At 68.9% G+C, this 19,116-nt stretch carries 14 protein-coding genes; 9 read left to right on the top strand and 5 right to left on the bottom strand.

Annotated elements, in window-relative coordinates; translation table 11 throughout:
* Both ACK4I0_RS10965 and ACK4I0_RS10960 read left to right on the top strand, forming a co-directional pair.
* The coding region (locus ACK4I0_RS10965; RefSeq protein ID WP_409610874.1) for a trypsin-like peptidase domain-containing protein at positions 1–1,331 on the top strand (1,331 nt) is incomplete at its 5' end.
* 357 nt (positions 1,332–1,688) lie between these two features.
* Entirely contained in the window at positions 1,689–2,294 is a 606-nt protein-coding gene (locus ACK4I0_RS10960; RefSeq protein ID WP_409610872.1) for an EipA family protein, read from the top strand.
* A gap of 46 nt (positions 2,295–2,340) precedes the next feature.
* Here ACK4I0_RS10960 and ACK4I0_RS10955 read toward each other — a convergent pair whose 3' ends face one another.
* Both ACK4I0_RS10955 and ACK4I0_RS10950 read right to left on the bottom strand, forming a co-directional pair.
* Positions 2,341–3,216 carry an SDR family oxidoreductase gene (locus tag ACK4I0_RS10955; protein WP_409610870.1) on the bottom strand — a complete coding sequence of 292 codons (876 nt, stop codon included), beginning with the start codon at positions 3,214–3,216 and terminating at the stop codon, positions 2,341–2,343.
* Positions 3,217–3,224: 8 nt separating this feature from the next.
* On the bottom strand, positions 3,225–4,460 hold the full coding sequence (locus ACK4I0_RS10950) for an NAD-dependent epimerase/dehydratase family protein (protein ID WP_409610868.1): 1,236 nt from the start codon (positions 4,458–4,460) through the stop codon (positions 3,225–3,227).
* 138 nt (positions 4,461–4,598) lie between these two features.
* On the opposite strand from ACK4I0_RS10950, the gene ACK4I0_RS10945 reads away from it, so the two are divergent.
* Together ACK4I0_RS10945 and ACK4I0_RS10940 are read left to right on the top strand one after the other, a co-directional pair.
* The gene (locus tag ACK4I0_RS10945) at positions 4,599–6,116 is read left to right on the top strand and encodes a response regulator (RefSeq protein ID WP_409610866.1); all 1,518 of its coding nucleotides are present in this window, start codon (positions 4,599–4,601) and stop codon (positions 6,114–6,116) included.
* A 44-nt stretch (positions 6,117–6,160) separates the two neighbouring features.
* Positions 6,161–7,903, top strand: coding sequence for an AmpG family muropeptide MFS transporter (locus ACK4I0_RS10940; RefSeq protein WP_409610864.1), 1,743 nt, complete (start codon positions 6,161–6,163; stop codon positions 7,901–7,903).
* Positions 7,904–7,907: 4 nt separating this feature from the next.
* On the opposite strand, the gene ACK4I0_RS10935 is transcribed toward ACK4I0_RS10940, so the two are convergent.
* Both ACK4I0_RS10935 and dapF read right to left on the bottom strand, forming a co-directional pair.
* On the bottom strand, positions 7,908–10,178 hold the full coding sequence (locus tag ACK4I0_RS10935; RefSeq protein WP_409610862.1) for an NADP-dependent malic enzyme: 2,271 nt from the start codon (positions 10,176–10,178) through the stop codon (positions 7,908–7,910).
* Between the two features lie 75 nt (positions 10,179–10,253).
* Complete coding sequence (gene dapF, locus ACK4I0_RS10930) at positions 10,254–11,144, bottom strand: diaminopimelate epimerase (protein ID WP_409610860.1); 891 nt, start codon at positions 11,142–11,144, stop codon at positions 10,254–10,256.
* Positions 11,145–11,243: 99 nt separating this feature from the next.
* Between dapF and ACK4I0_RS10925 the strand changes: the two genes are divergently transcribed.
* From ACK4I0_RS10925 to ACK4I0_RS10915, 3 genes are all read left to right on the top strand, one after another.
* Positions 11,244–12,038 carry a potassium channel family protein gene (locus ACK4I0_RS10925; protein ID WP_409610858.1) on the top strand — a complete coding sequence of 265 codons (795 nt, stop codon included), beginning with the start codon at positions 11,244–11,246 and terminating at the stop codon, positions 12,036–12,038.
* Between the two features lie 88 nt (positions 12,039–12,126).
* Entirely contained in the window at positions 12,127–14,301 is a 2,175-nt protein-coding gene (locus tag ACK4I0_RS10920; RefSeq protein WP_409610856.1) for a prolyl oligopeptidase family serine peptidase, read from the top strand.
* Between the two features lie 73 nt (positions 14,302–14,374).
* Positions 14,375–16,612 (top strand): prolyl oligopeptidase family serine peptidase, encoded by a 2,238-nt coding sequence (locus tag ACK4I0_RS10915; protein ID WP_409610854.1) that lies wholly within the window; start codon positions 14,375–14,377, stop codon positions 16,610–16,612.
* A 12-nt stretch (positions 16,613–16,624) separates the two neighbouring features.
* On the opposite strand, the gene htpX is transcribed toward ACK4I0_RS10915, so the two are convergent.
* Positions 16,625–17,584 (bottom strand): zinc metalloprotease HtpX, encoded by a 960-nt coding sequence (gene htpX, locus ACK4I0_RS10910; RefSeq protein ID WP_409610852.1) that lies wholly within the window; start codon positions 17,582–17,584, stop codon positions 16,625–16,627.
* Positions 17,585–17,669: 85 nt separating this feature from the next.
* Between htpX and ACK4I0_RS10905 the strand changes: the two genes are divergently transcribed.
* Together ACK4I0_RS10905 and ACK4I0_RS10900 are read left to right on the top strand one after the other, a co-directional pair.
* A complete protein-coding gene (locus ACK4I0_RS10905; RefSeq protein WP_409610850.1) occupies positions 17,670–17,909 on the top strand; it encodes a DUF1674 domain-containing protein in 240 nt (79 codons plus the stop codon).
* A 95-nt stretch (positions 17,910–18,004) separates the two neighbouring features.
* Positions 18,005–19,102 (top strand): hypothetical protein, encoded by a 1,098-nt coding sequence (locus tag ACK4I0_RS10900; RefSeq protein ID WP_409610848.1) that lies wholly within the window; start codon positions 18,005–18,007, stop codon positions 19,100–19,102.
* The last annotated feature ends 14 nt before the right edge of the window (positions 19,103–19,116 follow it).

Raw genomic sequence — 19,116 nt, 5'->3', positions numbered from 1 at the left:
TCGCGCCCAGTCTGGCCGCTTTGGCTTTTGCCCTGGGACTGTCCGGCGGACCCGCCATGGCGCAGCAGCGGCCCTCCCCACCCGCCGCCATCTACGACGCGCAACGCGGCGTGCTGACCTTCGCCGCCGGCCTGCAGGACAGCTTGCCTGCGGTGGTCCAGGTCACAACCCTGGGCCAGTCACGCGGGCCGACCTCAGGCGAGAACGAACCCAAGCCCGTCTCCGGCGGCTCGGGGGTCATCATCGACGCGGCCCAAGGCATCGTCGTCACCAACAACCACGTGGTCGAAGGCGGCCAGACCTTCACCGTGGACATGACCGACGGCCGTCTGTTCGACGCCACCCTGATCGGGGTGGACAAGGCCACTGACATCGCGGTGCTCAGGATCGAGCCCGGCGACCGCGGCGCCTTGAACCTGAGCCAGGTCGAGATCGCGGATTCTGACCAGTTGCGGACGGGAGACCTGGCCTTCGCCGTCGGCTACCCCCTGGGTCTGGACCAGACCCTGACCATGGGCGTGGTGTCCGGCTTGGGACGCTCTGGCCTGGGCGACGCGGTCGAGGACTACATCCAGACCGATGCGGCGGTGAACTCCGGCAACTCCGGCGGGCCTCTGCTCGATAGCCGAGGCCGCCTGATCGGCATAAACACCTCTATCCTGTCGGGCGGCATGGGCGGCGGCAATGACGGCATCGCCTTCGCCGTGCCGACGCGCATCATGCTGTATGTCGCCGACCAGTTGCGCCAGAACGGCGAGGTCAAGCGCGGCCGAACCGGCGTGATCCTGGGCTCGCTGAGCGCCCAGCGCGCGCGCAACCTGGGCCTGCGGATCGTGCGCGGCGCGGTGGTCGACGACGTCGCGCCCGGCTCGCCGGCCGAACAGGCCGACCTGCGGCGTGGCGACATCATCACCCGCATCCAGGATCGGCCGGTCGCCAACGCCGGCTCGGTTCAGGCGACTGTCGGCATCGCCGCGCCCGGATCGCAGCTTGCCCTGACCTATCTGCGCGACGGACGCGAGGCCTCGACCACCCTGACGGTTGAGGACGGCCCCATTCCCGCCGTCGTCATCGGCCGGGAGGCGGTCATCGCCCACGGCGCGACCCTGCGCGCGAGCGCGGACGGCGAAGTTCAGGTCGTTGCGGTGGAAGCCGGCTCAACCGCGGCCCAGGCCGGCCTGGCGGCCGGCGACCGTCTGACATCCATCGATGGGCGCGCGGCGGCCACACTGGCCGAGGCGGCATCTGGCCTGAGCGAGGGCGGCCTGACCCTTGAAGTGAAGCGGGGCGACGATCGCCAAGAGATCGTCCTGCGGCCTCGCGGAACCTGAGGCCCAGACAGCAAAACGCCCGCTCTGCCGGGAGGGGGAGGGTGGCGGAGCGGGCGTCTCGCTTGGAGGAAGCATCGGCCCGTCGAAGCCCTTTGAATGGAATGATCCAGGGGGCTGGGGGGGCTGTTCAGGATCCGGATCGCTCCGAACTCCGACAGGCCGATGTTTGGTGTTTCACCGCCCAAACGGGCGGGCGAGGGACCGAAACGGGGCCTTTTCGTGTCGAATGCGATTTGTTCGCGTCACGCCCCGCGATCGGTCTCTTGGCAAGGTCTCGTTAACCCTGAAGCCCCAAGTCTGCCGCAAAGGCCGCCGACCCTCGCGGCCAAGCTGTCATCGCCGCCCGGAGCGCCCGCCATGCATCGCCGCCACCTGATCCAGACCGGTTTCGCCGCCGCCGCCGCCACTTCGCTGGGCGCCTGCGCCACGCGTCCGGTGGAGCCCGACTATCCGATCCGATCCGACCAGCAGGCCCAGGCCTATACTTTCGACGAACTGGTCGCCGCCGGCTCTCGCGAGCTGGGCATCGCCGCCGAGACGGTGGGCCGCGCGATCGAGCGCGTCTTCGCCGATCAGGGCGACCGCCCCACCGCCTATATCGCGGGTGAAGAAGGCGCCGGCGCCGCCGCCATCGGCCTGCGCTATGGACGCGGCGCCCTGCACATGAAGGACATGAGTGCCTCGCAGGAAGTCTTTTGGCAGGGCATTTCCATCGGCTGGGACATCGGCGGCAACGCCAGCCGAGTCTTCACCCTGGTCTACGGCCTGTACCACCCCGACATGCTGTACCGCCGCTACCCCGGCGTTGAGGGGTCGGCCTATCTGGTGGCTGGCCTGGGCGTGAACTATCAGCGCGCGGACGGCATCGTGCTCGCCCCCATCCGCACGGGCGTCGGCCTGCGCCTGGGCGCCAACGTCGGCACCATGGCCTACAGCCGCCAGCGGAACATCCTGCCGTTCTAAGGCCGCTAGGCTCGCGACGCGGTCGCTCGCGGCTTGAGCGCCCGCGTCAGGTTGCAGCGATGATCGCTTCCAGCCCCTCGCGGTAGCTGGGATAGCGCGGCCGCCAGCCAAGCTCGGCCTTGGCGCGGGCGTTCGAGAGGCGTTTGGAGTCCAGATAGAAGCGCCGCATCCCCTCGCTGACCGACGGGTCCGTCCAGTCGACTTCGGCCGGCGGCGGCAGGCCCAGGCGCTCGGCGGCCCACGCCATCACCTCGTCGGCCGGCGCCGGCTCGTCGTCGGTCAGGGTGTAGGCGCGGCCGGGGTTGGGTTGGGCCATGGAGGCGAACAGTCCCGAGACGGCGTCGTCGACATGGATGCGGTTGAAGATCTGGCCCGGCTTGCGCACCAGTCTGGCCGAGCCGTCGCGCAGCCGGTCGATGACGCTGCGTCCCGGCCCGTACAGCCCCGGCAGGCGGAAGATTTGCACCGTCAGGCCCATCCCTTGAGCGCCGTCCAGCCAGTCGCGCTCGGCCCTGACCCGGCGCGCGCCCTGAAGCGTCGCGGCGTTCAGCGCGCCGTCCTCGAACACCCAGCCGCCGCCGCGGTCGCCATAGACGCTGGTGGAGGAGACATAGCCGATCCAGTCCGGCCAGGCCCGACCGGCCAGAGGCGCCAGGGCGCGCAGACCGGGACAACCGCCGGCGTCCGGCGGCGCGGTGATCAGCACGGCCTGAGCCTGCTCCAGCGCCGCGCCCAGGGCCTGGACGTCATTGGGGTCCACCGCCTCGATCCCCGCCGCCTGCAGAGCCGCGCGGCAGTCGGCGTCGCGCGAGGTGGCGATGGCGCGGCCACCCCGCCGGATCGCCTCGCGGGCCGCCGCCTCGCCCAGCCAGCCGCCTCCGAAGACAAGCAGGGCGGTCGGGTCGGCGGCGGTCGTGGTCATGAATAAGGTCAGGCGATGCGGCTGTGGGCGGCGGCCGTGGTCGAGACGGCCGGAACGGGCTCGGCGTTCAGCGCCTCGGCGCGGCGGGTGTTCCAGGCGGACACGCACGGGATGCGCGACCGATCGGCGCGATCGGCGTAGCGACGAGCGATCTCGGTCACGTCGGTCATCAGACCCTCCGCCAAGGTGATCGGCTTCAGGCCCAGGTCGCGGAACTGGTCGTTGGCGACGACCAGTTCGTTCTCGTCGGCCTCCTGGCGGGGATTGGGCAGGTGGGCGATCTCGGCCCCGGTCATGTCGGCGACCATCCGGGCCAGATCACGCACCCGCCGGCTTTCGGTCATCTGGTTCAGGATCTTGACCCGCTCGCCCGAGTTGGGCGGGTTCTTCAGCGCCAGTTCGACGCAACGGACCGTATCCTGGATGTGGATGAAGGCCCGCGTCTGACCGCCCGAGCCGTGCACGGTCAGCGGATGCCCCACCGCCGCCTGCATCAGGAAGCGGTTCAGCACCGTGCCGTAGTCGCCGTCATAGTCGAACCGGTTGATCAGCCGCTCGTCCTGGCGGGTCTCCTCCGTCTGGGCGCCCCAGACGATGCCCTGGTGCAGGTCGGTGATCCGCACCGCGTCGTTCTTGGCGTAGAACTGAAACAGCAGCGCGTCCTGAGTCTTGGTCATATGGTAGATCGAGCCCGGGTTCGGCGGGAAAAGGATTTCCTGCTCGGTCGGGCCATGATCGGTGTCGACCGTCACCTTCAGATAGCCTTCGGGGATGCGCAGGCCGGCGGTCGTGTAGCCATAGACTCCCATGGTCCCCAGGTGGGCCAGGTGAATGTCCAGCCCGCTCTCGACCATGGCGGCCAGCAGATGGTTGGTGGCGTTCAGATTGTTGTCGACGGTGTAGAGGCGATGACGCGCCGACTTCATCGAATAGGGCGCCGCGCGCTGCTCGGCGAAGTGGACGATGCTGTCCGGCTTCAGATCGCGGATCACGGCGACCAGCCGGTCGAACTCCTTGCCGACCGTCATGTTGACGAAGCCGATGTCGCGTCCCGACACCTCTTTCCAGGCCGCGATGCGCTCGCCCATGGTGCGGATCGGCGTCAGCGATTGGACTTCGAGTTCGTTGTCGATGTTCCGGCGCGACAGGTTGTCGACCACCGTCACGTCCCACCCCCGGGCCGAGAGGTGCAGCGCCGTCGGCCAGCCGCAGAAGCCGTCGCCGCCGAGAATGAGAACGCGCATCGTCAAATCCTGCTGGAGTGCCTGCGCCTTCGGTAGCGCACCGGTCGAGGCGCGAAAAGCCGCCTGGAAAAGATCAGCGGTTCTTAAGCCTTCGGCGCCAATGTGGGTTCCGCACGGGCACGGGCGGCGGGGACCAGGATGGCCAGACGGGCGACGCGGACGATCGACAAGGCGGAACCGGACCTGTTCGCTCCGCCCGAAGGTGAGCCGGCGCAGCAGTTCCTGCGCCTGATGAGCCACGAAATGCGCACGCCGCTGAACGGCGTCATCGGCATGCTGGGCCTTCTGACCCGCACACGTCTGGATGGCGCACAACGCGCCTATGCCGAGGCGGCGCGGTCGTCGGCCGAGCACCTGCTGGGTCTGGTCAACGATCTGCTGGACTACGCCCGGCTGGAGGCCGGCAAGCTGGAGTTCGATCCCGCGCCCGTCGATCTGGAGGGGCTGGTGCGGGGCGTGGCCGAACTGCTCAGCCCCCGCGCCCACGACAAGGGCATCGAGATCGCCTGGTCGGTCGCGGCCGATGCGCCCGACGTGATCGCCGACGAGGCGCGTCTGCGCCAGGTCCTGTTCAATCTGGCCGGCAATGCAGTCAAGTTCACGGCGTCAGGCGGGGTTCGCATCCACGTCGAGCGGGCCGGCGGAACCAACGCCCGGCCTCGGCTGGCCTTTGTCGTCGACGACACCGGGCCCGGCGTGCCGCCCGAGGCGCGAGCCCGCATCTTTGAAGAGTTCGGCCACGCCGATTCCTCAGACGCCGCCCGCTTTGACGGCGCGGGCCTGGGCCTAGCCGTCGTGCGCAAGCTGGCCGAGGCGATGGAGGGCCGCGTCTGGGTCGAGGACCGGCCCGATGGCGTCGGCGCCCGCTTCCGCTTCGAGGCCGCCTTGCCCATCGCGGGACCGGGTCGCCGCGAGCGCGGGCTGGACGACTTCGTCGTCGCCGTGCGGTCGCCTGACCCTCTGGTGCGCGACGCGGCGGTCAGCCAGCTTCAGGCCTCGGGCGCCGGGGTGGCGAAGACAGCGCCCCTGACGCTGGTCGATCACGCGGGCGCGGCGGCCGGCGATCTGGCCGACCGGCCCGACGGCCAGGCCATCATCCTGTTGAAACCGTCCGAGCGCGACCTGATCGTCCGCTACCGGGCGGCGGGCTTCCATGGCTATCTGATCAAGCCGCTGCGCCGCCGGTCCCTGGTCGAACGGGTGCAGGCCGCGGCGGGCGAGGCTCGGGCCGATGCGCGCGGCGGCGAGGACGACCGCGTCACGCCGATCCGCTTCGCCGGGGTGCGGGTGCTGCTGGTCGAGGACAATCCGGTCGGCGCCCTGCTGGCCGCCACCCTGCTGAAGCGCGAAGGCTGCGCGGTCGAGACCGCCGCCTCGGGCCGTGAAGCGGTCGAGGCGCTGAAGCGCGCCCGCTACGACCTTGTGTTCATGGACATGAGAATGCCGGGCATGGACGGCCCCGCCGCCGCCCGGGCCATCCGCTCCACGGGCGACCAGACGCCGATCCTGGCCCTGACCGCCAACGCCTTCGCCGAGGACCGCAAGACCTGTCTGGACGCGGGCATGGACGACCATCTGGTCAAGCCGCTGGAGGCCGAGGCGCTGAAAGCCGCCCTGGCCCGCTGGACGAACGCAGCGGCGCGCGCCAAGGTCTGACCCGACAACGGCGCGGGGGCGCCTGATCCGGGGACGCCTCGAGAATGACCGCAGCCGCCAAGAGCCGGCCGACCACCTGGGACTTCATCAAGTCCCTGCGCGACCGCCGCGTCTTCGTCATGCTGTGGCTGGGCGCGGCGGCGGGCCTGCCCTTCTTCCTGATCTTCGACACCCTGTCCGCGTGGCTGCGCCAGTCGGATCTGTCGCTGCAGACCATCGGCGTCTTCGCCCTGGCCACCCTGTCCTATGCGTTGAAGTTCGTCTGGGCGCCCGTGGTGGACCGCGTGCGCATCCCGCTGCTGGGCCGCCTGTTGGGTCAGCGGCGGTCTTGGATGGCGACCATGCAGGTGCTGATCATCGTCGGCCTGTGGCTGATCGCGGGATCGGATCCGGCGCTGAACCTGGGCCAGGTAGCGCTTCTGGCCGTTTTGGTCGGCTTCGCCGGCTCGACCCAGGACATCGCCATCGACGCCTGGCGCATCGAGGTGGTGGACACGCCGCTCTACGGCACCATGGCCGCCGCCTATCAGTGGGGCTACCGCATCGCCATGATCACCGCCGGCGCCCTGCCGCTGGTGCTGGCGGACTCCTACGGCTGGAACGTCTCCTACGCCGTCATGGCTGGGTGCATGCTGGTGGCCGTCGGCGCGACCATCCTGGCGCCGCGCGAGCCGAACCAGCCGCCGCGCCCCAGCGTCGTGGCCGACATGGTCGCGCGCCCGGCGCTGGAGGTGTTCGAATGGGGCGGGCGCCTGGCGCTGATCCTGATCGGCGCCCTGATCGCCGGCTCGGGCCTGGCGGCCAACGCCACCTTCCTGAACGCGGCGCTGCACCTGCTCGGACAGTCGGACGCGGCGGCCGAATCCTTCAAGGCGGTGTGGGAATCGCGCGAGACCGGCATCTTCATCCAGTTCCCCGCCGTGGTCGCGGGCCTGGGCCTGATCGCCCTGGCCTGCGTGCCCCTGCCGGGCCGCCAGACGCGGCCGGGCGTCTATCTGCGCCGCGCCTATGGCCAGCCGCTGGGCGAGTTCTTCGGGCGCTTCGGGACGAAGTTCGGCCTGCTGATCCTGGCGCTGATCTGCATGTACCGCCTGTCGGATTTCGTGCTGAACCTGATGAACCCCTTCTACATCGACCTGGGGTTCAGCCTGACCGAGATCGCCGAGGTGCGTAAAGTCTATGGCGTGGTCGCCTCGCTGGCCGGCATCTCGGCCGGGGCCTGGGCGGTGACGCGGTTCGGCATCCTGCGCACCATGGTGATCGGGGTGTTCGCCAGTCCGCTGTCGAACCTGGTCTTCATCTGGCTGGCGACGCAGGGCGCATCGATGCCGGCGCTCTATGGTTCGATCACCATCGACAACTTCGCCACCGGCTTCGCCGGCACGGCGCTGATCGTCTATATGTCCAGCCTGACGGCGGCAGGCTTCACCGCCACCCAGTACGCCCTGTTCAGCTCTCTCTACGCCATCTTCGGCAAGATCATCGCCTCGCAGAGCGGGCGGATCGTCGAGGGCTCGGCGCGCATGGCCGAGGCCGGCGGCCTGACCGCCGCCTTCAGGCCGATGTTCGATCGCCTGCCCGAAGGCGCGCTGGCCAAGGGCGCCGACATCGCAGGCGTCACGCCGGCGTCGCTGGGCGCCGGCTACGCCAGCTTCTTCCTGTACTCGGTCGCCATCGGCGCCGTGGCCGTGGTGCTGGCCTTCATGATCGCGCGCCGCCAGCCCGAGATCGACGCCCGCGCGGCCGAAGCCGAGACGGAGCGGGCCGGGGCCGAAACCCCGGCCTGACCGGTCAGGCCACGCTTTCGTCGTAGGCGGCGAATGTGGCGGCGGTGATGATCTCGCTGACCGAGGCGCCCAGGGGCACGATCTGCACCGACTTCTCCAGCCCCACCAGCAGCGGGCCGATAACGGTCGCGCCGCCCAGGGCCTGGACGAGACGTGTCGAGATCGAGGCCGAGTGGATGGCGGGCATGACCAGCACATTGGCGTCGCCCGTCAGGCGCATGAACGGATAGGACGACCGCGCCTCGGGATCGAGCGCCAGTTCCGGCGGCATCTCGCCCTCGTACTCGAAATCGACGTTCATCCCGTCCAGGATGCGGATAGCCTCGCGCACCTTCTCGCCCCGGTCGCCCGGCGGGTTGCCGAAGGTGGAGTAGGACAGGAAGGCCACGCGCGGCTCACGCCCCAGCTTGCGCACCGTCGCCGCCGCCTTGATGGCGATGTCGGCCAGTTCGGCTGCGTCGGGCAGTTCGTGGATCGAGGTGTCGGCCACATACAGGGTGCGGCCCTTGGCGAGCACGATCGACAGGCCGATCAGGGTGTCCTGGACGTCCAGCCCGCGCCGAACCTCCTTGAGCACCATGTTGAAGTTGCGGGTCACGCCGGTGACCATGGCGTCCGCCTGCCCCTGCGCGACCATGGCGGCGCCGAAGTAGTTGCGGTCCTGGTTGATCATGCGCTGGACGTCGCGGCGCAGATAGCCGCGGCGCTGCAGCCGCTCGTACAGCCAGTCGGTGTAGCCCGTGTTGTGGGTCGAGACGCGGGCGTTGACGATCTCGATGCCCAGCTCATCGAAGTTCAGCCCGGCCTCGGCGGCGTTCTGGCGGATCAGGTCCTCGCGGCCGACCAGGATCGGCGTGCCCAGCTCGGCCTGTTTGAAGCCCCAGGCGGCGCGGATGACGGCGGTCTCTTCACCCTCGGCGAAGACCACGCGCTTGTTCGGCCCCGCCCGCACGGCGGACGAAATCTTCTGCATCAGCGAGGCGGACGGATCGACGCGCTGGCGCAGTTCGGTGCGGTAGGCCTCCATATCCTCGATGGGCTTGCGGGCCACGCCCGTGTCCATCGCCGCCTGGGCGACGAAGGGCGGGATGTACCAGATCAGGCGCGGATCGAAGGGCGTGGGGATGATGTAGTCCGGTCCGAACTTCAGCTTGCGGCCGCGATAGGCGGCGGCGACCTCGTCCGGCACGTCCTCGCGCGCCAGGGCGGCCAGGGCCTGGGCGCAGGCGACCTTCATCTCGTGGTTCACCTGGCGCGCACGCACGTCCAGAGCGCCCCGGAAAATGTAAGGAAAACCTAACACGTTGTTGACCTGGTTGACGTAGTCGGACCGGCCCGTGGCGATGATGGCGTCGGAACGCACGAACAGCACGTCTTCGGGCGTGATCTCCGGGTCGGGATTGGCCATGGCGAAGATGATCGGACGCGGCGCCATCGAGGCCACCATCTCCTTGGTGATTGCGCCCTTGGCCGACAGGCCGATGACGACGTCGGCGCCGACCATCGCCTCGGCCAGGGTGCGGTGCGGCGTGTCGGTGGCGTGGGCGGCCTTCCACTGATCGACGCCGTCGCGCCCCTTGTAGACCACGCCGTCGCGGTCAACGATGACGGTGTTCTCTGCGCGCACGCCGACAGACTTCATCAGGGCGATTGAAGACAGGCCCGCCGCGCCGGCGCCGGCCAGAACGACCTTCACGTCCTCCAGCTTCTTGCCGGTGATGTGGCAGGCATTGATCAGGCCGGCGGTCGAGATGATGGCCGTGCCGTGCTGGTCGTCATGAAAGACCGGGATGTCGAGCAGGTCCTGAAGTTCGCTCTCGATCACGAAGCATTCGGGGGACTTGATGTCCTCCAGATTGATGCCGCCCCAGGTGTCGCCGATGTTCTTGACCACGGTGACGAACTCGTCCGGGTCGGTCGTCTTCACCTCGACGTCGAAGCTGTCGACGTCGGCGAAGCGTTTGAACAGGACCGACTTGCCCTCCATCACCGGCTTGGACGCCATATGACCCAGGTTGCCCAGGCCCAGGATCGCGGTGCCGTTCGAGATCACCGCGACCAGATTGCCCTTGGAGGTGTAGTCATAGGCCCGGTCGGCATCCTGGGCGATCGCCAGGACGGGCACGGCCACGCCGGGCGAATAGGCCAGCGACAGGTCCCGCTGCGTCGCCATCGGCTTGGTCGGCGCCATCGAGATCTTGCCGGGCGTCGGCGCGCGGTGGAATTCCAGCGCCTCGTCGTCGGAGAAGGTCTGCTTGTCGGTCAGTTCGGGCATCGGGGTCTCGGGTCTGAAGCGGGCGCAGACCTGTCCTAGAGCCCCCCTTCCCCAGGGACAACCGCCCTTGGCGCCTCAGAGCGGCAGGATGCCCGTGCCTTCGACCTCGACAGGACCCGTCATCAACACGTGGCCGGTGGTCTCGTCCCAGTCGATGCGCAGCACCCCGCCGTCGACCACCACGTCCGCCGACAGGTCGGCCTTGCCCCGTCTGGCCGCCGCGACCAGGGCGGCGCAGGCGCCCGTGCCGCACGCCTTGGTCAGGCCCGCGCCACGCTCCCACACCCTCAGACGGATGCGGTCCGGCGCCTCGATATGGGCGAAGCCGACGTTGACCCCTTCGGGAAACAGCGGGTGATGCTCGACCAGCGAGCCCGAGCCGCGCACGAAGGCGTCGTTGGGCGCATGGTCCATGAAGAAGACCACGTGCGGATTGCCCATGGAGACGGCGCCCGGCGTATGGATCACCGGGTCGTCGATCGGTCCGACCTGAAGCTCGATGCCGCGCGTGTCCATCTCTTCGGCCAGCGGCACCTCGGTCCAGTCCAGGCGCGGCTTGCCCATGTCGACTTGAATCTGGGCTGCGGTCGTCGACCCTTCGGGATCTCCCGACCCGACGCGGCCTGATATGCGACGGGCGGTGGTTGGTCCGCCCGCGGTGTCGATCCGCACCTCCTCGCACCCCAGCGCCTCCATCATCAGCCAGCCGACACAGCGCAGGGCGTTGCCGCAGGTCTCGACGCTGGAGCCGTCGGCGTTCCACACCCGCATGAAGGCGTCCGCGTCCGGCGCGGGCTCCAGCACGATCAACTGGTCGCAGCCGCCGGTGGGCGAGGCGCGGTCGCACAGGGCGCGCACCGCGTCGGCTTCGGGCCGAAACGCGGCGTCGAAGGCCTGGACAACGACGAAGTCGTTGCCGGCGCCGTTCATGCGCACATAGGGACGGCCGGGCGAAGCTTGGGTCATGGCTCGCATATAGCCCCTCGCCGACGCCGTTTCGAGCCGGGGCTTGGCGCACGCGCGGCGTGCTCTATGGTCCGGCCGGTCCATGAAGCGGGGATGCGCTTGAGCCATACAGAAGCGAACGGCGGCGGCCTGCGCCTGAGGGCGCGGCTGCGCTACCTCTACCACGGCTCCCAGCCGCCGGCGGTGCGGTTCCGGCTGGCGGTCATCATCATCGACATCGCCATCATCGCCTTCTTCATCGCCGCGCCGGTGCTCAAGGAAGGCGGTTGGGTCTTCTATGCGGTGGACTATCTGATCGCCGCGTTGCTGGCGACAGATCTGACGGCGCGCGCCCTGGCCTATGCCGACATCCGCGACTGGCTGAAGAAGCCGATCGTCTGGGTCGACCTGTTCGTCCTGGCCACCCTGCTATTCCCGGCCTGGCTGTTCAGCCTGGCTTTCCTGCGGCTGTTGCGGCTGTGGACGCTGATCAGCTCCGACTTCTTCTGGCGCACCGTCGGCCGGCGCTACGACGACACCCGCGTCGAAGAAATCGTCAAGGCGCTGGCGGCGCTGGTGACCTTTGTCTTCGTGGCCACCGGCTTTGTATACACATGGTTCCTCGGTCGCGCCGACGGGCTGAGCGGCTATCTCGACGCCCTGTATTTCACCGTCACCAGCCTGACGACGACCGGCTATGGTGACATTCTGCTGCCGGGGCCGTGGGGCCGGGTGGTCTCCATTGTCATCATGCTGGCCGGCGTGACGCTGTTCGTACGTCTGGGACAAACCCTTCTGCGGCCGCACAAGGTGCGGTTTCCCTGCCCCACATGCGCGCTTCAGAAACACGATCCGGATGCCGTGCACTGCAAGGCCTGCGGGACGACCCTGGCCATTCCCGACGAAGGCAATTGATCATTACGCGGCCGTAATGTCGCGCCCGCTTGCCGGTCAGCCGTCGGTGGTTAAGGTGCCGCACTCTTTTCTCTCCGGGGCCCTGTCGATGATCCGTTCGCTCGCTTCCGCCGGGGCGCTTGCCGCCCTTCTCGCCTCCACCAGCCTGAGTTCGACCGCCTTGGCCCAGACCCCGCCGCCGGCCCCTGCTCCGTCCGCTCCCAGCGCCGACGCCGCCGATCCCTATCTGTGGCTGGAGGAGGTCGAAGGCGATCGGGCCATGGCCTGGGTCAATGAGCAGAACACCCGCTCGCTGGGCGTGTTGCAGGGCGACCCCCGCTACGAAACCCTGCATCAGCAGGCCCTTGAGATCGTCCAGTCGCGCGACCGCATTCCGTCGCCGGGCCTGCGCCACGACGGCCGCGTCTCCAACTTCTGGCAGGACGCCGAGCATGTGCGCGGCATCTGGCGCATGACCACGCTGGACAGCTATCGCACCGACGCGCCCCAGTGGGAGACCATCCTGGATATCGACGCCCTGGCCGCCGCCGAGGGCAAGAACTGGGTCTACAAGGGCATGACCTGCCTGGCGCCGGACGAGAACCGCTGCCTCGTGTCCCTGTCGGACGGCGGCAAGGACGCCGTGACGATCCGTGAGTTCGACATCGCCGCCAAGGCCTTCGTGCCGGGCGGCATCGAACTGACTGAATCCAAGGGCGGCGCCAGCTGGATCGATCAGGACACCCTGCTGATCTCGCGTGACTTTGGCGAGGGCACGCTGACGGACTCGGGCTATCCGATGATCGTCAAGCTGATGAAGCGCGGCCAGACGGTCGACCAGGCGCAGGAAGTCTTCCGCGGCCAGTCCACCGACGTATCCGTCTCGGGCTATGCCCTGCGCGACGCCGACGGTGCGGTGAAGGCGGTGCTGCTGAACCGCTCGATCAACTTCTACGAAGGCGAGACGTGGCGCCTGAACGACGACGGCACGACCACTCAGCTGCAGCTGCCGGCCAAGTCGAACATCAACGCCCTGGTGAACGGCCAGCTGGTGGTCACCACGGATCAGGACTGGACCGCCCCGTCCGGCCAGAACTTCACCACCGGCGACGTGATCGCCTGGCCGCTGGAGGCCTGGCTAGCCGACCCGGCCACGCCGGCCCAGCTGATCATCCGTCCCGGCGAGCGCGAGGCGGTCGAGGCGGTTTCGGCGACCCGCAACAAGCTGGTCGTGGCCCTGTACGAGAACGTGCGCGGCTCGGTCTATGTCTATGAGCCCTCGACCTCGGGCGAGTGGTCGCGCACCCGTCTGGACCTGCCCGAGAACGTCACCGTCGGGATCGGCTCAAGCTCGGACCGCGACGACAAGGTGTTCGTCAGCGTCGCCGGCTATCTGAACCCGTCCAGCCTGTATCTGGCCGACGCGGCGACGGGCGACGTGGCCCAGGTCAAGTCGCTGCCGGCCAAGTTCGACGCGACCGGCATGCGGGTGGATCAGTTCGAGGCCCGCTCGGCCGACGGCACGATGATCCCGTACTTCGTGGTCCACAAGGACGCCATGGCGATGGACGGGTCCAACCCGACGCTGCTGTACGGTTACGGCGGCTTCCAGTCGTCGCTTCTGCCCGGCTATTCGCCTACTGTCGGAAAGCTGTGGCTGGAGCGCGGCGGCGTCTATGTCATCGCCAACACGCGCGGCGGCGGCGAGTTCGGCCCGCGCTGGCACCAGGCGGCGCTTCAGGAAAACCGCCAGCGCGCGCACGAGGACTTCCAGGCCGTGGCCCAGGACCTGATCACGCGCGGCGTCACCAGCCAGCCGCACCTTGGGATCATGGGCGGCTCGCAGGGCGGGCTGTTCATGGGCGCGATGCTGACCCAGCGGCCCGACCTCATCAATGCGGCGGTCATTCAGGTGCCGCTGTTCGACATGCTGCGCTTCCACCGCCTCTTGGCCGGCGCCAGCTGGATCGCGGAATACGGCAACCCCGACATCCCCGAGCAGCGCGCGTGGATCGAGCAGTATTCACCGTATCAGCGCTTGGCCGCCGGCCAGCCCTATCCCGAGGTCTTCATCCACACCTCGACCAAGGATGACCGCGTCCACCCGGGCCACGCCCGCAAGGCGGCCGCGCGGCTTGAGGAGCTGGGCTATCCGGTCCTGTTTTACGAGAACACCGACGGCGGCCACGCGGCCGGCGCCAATCTGCGCGAGACCGCCCGGCGGCTGGCGCTGGAATACACCTATCTGACGCGCCGCCTGATAGACGAACCGGCGCAGCAATAGGCCTGAACGTGGGCGGCTTCGGCCGCCCATACCTGTGTCTCGGCGTGCGCCGGGACGAGCGGAGTAGAAATCCATGCGTCACCTGATCCTGTCCGCCGCCATCCCGGCTCTGTTGCTGGGCGCCTGCGCGACCACCGCGCCTGTGGCCGAGGCCCCCGCCCAGCAGGCGGCTCAACGGGGCCCGGCCCCGCACTTTCCGGCCGACCTGTCGCCGGCCGGCGTCGCGGCGGCGGACGATCATCTGGCGCTCGAGCAGGTGGACGGGGCCGAGGCCATGGCCTTTGTCGCGGAATCCAACCGCAAGGCCCTGGCCGCCCTGGAGGGCGACCGCCGCTACGAGACCTTCCGTCAGCAGGCCCAGGCCATCCTGACCGCCACGGACCGCATCCCCTCGCCCTCGTTCCTGGGCGACGGCGTGGGCAACTTCTGGCAGGACGCGGCCAATCCCAAGGGCGTCTGGCGGCGCACGACGCTGGCCAGCTATCGCACCGAAACGCCTCAGTGGGAGACCCTGATCGACGTCGGCGCCCTGGCCCGGGCCGAGGGCAAGGACTGGGTCTGGAAGGGCGTCAGCTGCCTGGCGCCGGACGAGACACGCTGCCTGGTCAATCTGTCGGACGGCGGCAAGGACGCCGTGGTCGTGCGCGAGTTCGACACCACCACCAAGCGCTTCGTTGACGGCGGCTTCGTCCTGCCCGAGGGCAAGCACCGCATCAGCTGGCTGGATCGCGACACCCTGCTGATCGCTACCGACTTCGGCCCTGATATCGGATCTGGGAACGGCCGCCCCACCCTGACCGAGTCAGGTTATCCTTACATCGTCAAATCGCTGAAACGCGGCCAGACCCTGGCCCAGGCGACCGAGGTCTATCGCGGCGAACAGGGCGATGGCGGCTATGGCGTCAGCCCGGCGGTCTATCGCGACAAGGACGGCAACGTCGAAGCCGTGCTGTTCCGCCGCCCGCTGGACACCTTCCGCGCCGAGACCTGGCGCTGGGTCGACGGCCGCGCGGTCAAGCTGAACCTGCCCGAGCGGGTCTCAATCTTCGGAACACAGGGCAACCGCCTGATCTTCTCGAACGACCAGGAATTCACCTGGCAAGAAGAGCCTGTGTCACCCGGCTCGCTTCTGTCTGTGCCGCTAGCATTCCTCGAGGATCATGGGGACGGTTCGATGCCTGTGGCGACGAACCACCTCAAGAACGTCATCTTCACGCCGGGCGAGCGCCAGTCGATCGACAGCGTGCGTGTCATGTCCGACAGCATCCTGGCCGTGGTGTCCGACAATGTCGTCGGCACGCTGAAGCGTTTCGACAGCAGCGCCCCGCGCGGCCACGCCGCGTGGCGCGCCACCGACATCGCCGTGCCGGCCAACAGCTCGGTCGGACTGGGCGACAGCTCCAAGTCGCGCGGCGAGGTGTTTGTCTCGACGCAGGGCTTCCTGACGCCGGCGACGCTGAACCTGGCCAGCGTGCCGGGCGCCTCGCTGACCGAACTGAAGACCACCCCGGCCAAGTTCGACGCTTCGACCCATGTGGTGGAGCAGTTCGAGGCCGTTTCGACCGACGGGACGCGCATCCCCTATTTCGTCACCCGCCCGCGCGACCAGCAGGGATCGGCGGCGACCATCCTGTTCGGCTATGGCGGTTTCCAGGCCAGCTTCCCGCCGATCTACCGGCCCGAGATGGGCAAGCTGTGGCTCGAGAACGGCGGCGTCTTCGTCTCGGCCAACATTCGCGGCGGCGGCGAGTTCGGACCGGCCTGGCACCAGGCGGCCCTGCGCGAAAACCGCCAGCGATCGTTCGACGACTTCGCCGCCGTCGCCCGCGACCTGCAGACGCGCGGGATCACCACGCCGAAACAGCTGGGCATCTACGGCCGGTCGAACGGCGGGGTGCTGACCTCGGTGTCGATCACCCAGCATCCCGAGCTGTTCAATGCCGCGGTCATCGAGAGCCCGCTGGTGGACATGCTGCGCTATCAGGAGCTGCCGGCGGGCGCCTCGTGGATCGGCGAATACGGCGATCCGCGCATCCCCGGCGACGCCGAGTTCATCGCCCGCTATTCGGCCTATCAGCAGCTGCGCCCCGACGTGGACTATCCGCGCGTCTATCTGACCACCAACACCCGCGACGACCGGGTGCACCCCGGCCACGCGCGCAAGTTCGCCGCGCGCCTGGGCGACATGGGCCACGACCACCTCTATTTCGAGGACACGGCGGGCGGCCACTCCAACGACGCAGACCCGGTGGCCAACGCCCGTCGCTGGGCGCGGCACTACGTCTATCTGTCCCAGCAGCTGATGGACTGAAACCGGTCGGGCTCAGCCCCAGGGGCCGCGCGGTCCCTGGGGAACGTCTGTCGAGGTCGGAACCGCCGTCGAAGCCCGCGCCGCAGGCTCGTGGAAGGCGGCGGGCGCCGGACGGCTCATGCCCATCTTCGCACCCAGCTCCATCAGAGCGCGCACGCGGTTGCCGGTGTTGGGGTGGGTCGAGAACAGGTTGTCTGCCCCACGTCCCGTCAGGGGATTGATTATGAACAACTGGCCCGAGGCCGGATTGCGCTCGGCCGTGGGGTTCTCGATCCGCTTGGCGTAGGCTTCGATCTTCTGCAGCGCCGAGGCCAGGGCCTGGGGATCGCGGGCGATCTCGGCCCCGACGCGGTCGGCCTCGTATTCACGCGAGCGGCTGATGGCCATCTGCACCAGACCGGCCGCCATGGGCGCAAGCAGCATCAAGGCGATGGTCCCGATGATGCCGCCCGGGCGATCCCGGTCGCCGCCGAAGAACAGGGCGAAGTTGGCCAGCATGGCGATGGCGCCGGCGATGGTCGCCGTCACCGTCATGATCAGGGTGTCTCTATTCTTCACATGGGCCAGTTCGTGGGCCATCACGCCGCGCACTTCGTCGCGGTTCAGCATGTCCAGAAGACCGGTGGTGGCGCAGACGGCCGCATTGGCCGGATTGCGGCCGGTGGCGAAGGCGTTGGGCTGATCGGTCGGAATGATGGCGATGGCCGGTCGCGGCAGGCCGGCGTCGGCCGCCATCTGCACCACGTCGGCCACATAGGCGCGCACCACGGCGTTGGGGTGGCTCTCGTCCACCACCTGCGCCCGGTACATCTTCAGCACCATCTTGTCGGCGTTCCAGTAGCTGAAGATGTTCAACCCCAGAGCGATCACGAAGGCGATCGCCATGCCGCCCGCGCCGCCGATTAGGTAGCCCAAGCCCATGAACAGGGCGGTCATCACGGCCAGAAGGGCGAAGGTCTTCAGATGATTCATCGCAGGTCACCATGTCCGGCCATGACGCGGGCCGGTCGCTCGACTATCTGATTGCGCACCGCCCGCCCCTCAAGGGAGACGCCCTGTGACCGATCAGCCCACCCCGCCCGACGAAGACGCCGCGCCGCGCCACAACGCAGACGTGCCGAACGCCACGCCTGAACGACCCCTCAGCGACGCGGCCCGTCGCGCCCTGCTGGAGGCCGCCGAACGCCGCGAGGCCGAGACCGCTGCTGACCTCCCGCCCGAGGACGGCGGCCCGCGCGGGCCCGAGCCCACCCGCTACGGCGATTGGGAGAAGAAGGGTCTGGCGATCGATTTTTAGGGAATGTTAACCCTGTCTCTCGCGCGGAAAGGGAAATCCGAACCGTTTCGAGAAAACGGCATTAGCTTGGCTGGGAATCGACAGGGAGATCGGCCGTGACGGCTCGACACATCACCACCGCGACACTGGCCCTGGCGGCCGTTCTGACCGCTGCGACGGCCGCTGAAGCCCAAGGCCACCGCAACGCCGCAGGCGGATACGCCCGCCATATGCCGGCCCACGGCCAGGCCTACGCCGGGGGCCACGCCCAGGCGCGGTCCTGGTCCGACGCGCAGAGCTACGGTTCGGTGCGCGGATACGTCTCCCGCTCGGAAAGCTATAGCGACACCGGCTGGCGCGGCGGCTACGGGCCGGTCGAAGCCTACGGCGGCGGCTACGCCTACGGCGCCGGCGGGGCGGGCTATGCGCCCCCGGTGGTGATCAGCCACGCCGAGCCGATCCGCGGCGGCTGGGCCGGCCAGGTCCAGCAGTCGATGCCGTTCGGCTATCCCGTCTACGGCTTCGGCCGCGACTATTCCGGCGGCGCGCCCTGGACGCGCTATCGTCAGGGCGGCTCGGGTTACGGCGGCTACGACTACGGCCATGCCAACGGCGGATACGCGGGCGGCTATTCGAGCGGCTACGGCTATTCGCAGATCACCCCGCCAGTCGAAAGCTACAGCTACGAGCGCCGCGACTATGTCGAGGATCGCGGCGGCCGCTACGGATACAGCCAGGGCTATCGCGAGTGCGGCCACTGCGTCCCGCCGCCGTCGCACCGGCCCCAGCCCTATCCCGAGCCCGTCTATGCGCCGCTGCCTCCTCCGGTGCATGTGCGCCAACGGCCGGTGCATGTTCAGGCCCCGCCCGTCTATGTCCAGGCGCCGCCCGTCTATGTGGAGCCCGCGCCGGTCTATGTGCAGCCGAACGACGTCTATGTGCAGGCGCCGCCGGTCCACGTCGCACCCGCCGACGTCCGCGTCGCCCCGTCGCGCGTGCATGTGAGCCAAGGCCCGGTCCATGTCGCCCCGCCGTCGGTCGAGGTGGCCCCGCCGATGGTGGAGTTCGAACAGGCGCCGCCTCCGCCGCCGCACCACGGCCATACGCCGCCCTCGGGCTATTATGGCCAGCCCGACAGCCGCCCGGCCGCCGCGCCGCCGCCGCGGTCGTCGAGCGAATATCCCTACGTTCAGGAGCGCGGCGAGCGGGGCTGAGCCCCGCCGTCGCC

Source organism: Brevundimonas sp. (assembly GCF_046295775.1).
In the GTDB taxonomy this organism is placed as follows: domain Bacteria; phylum Pseudomonadota; class Alphaproteobacteria; order Caulobacterales; family Caulobacteraceae; genus Brevundimonas.
Note: the sequence above shows the minus strand (reverse complement) of the source record. Positions and strands in the feature narration are given on the sequence as shown.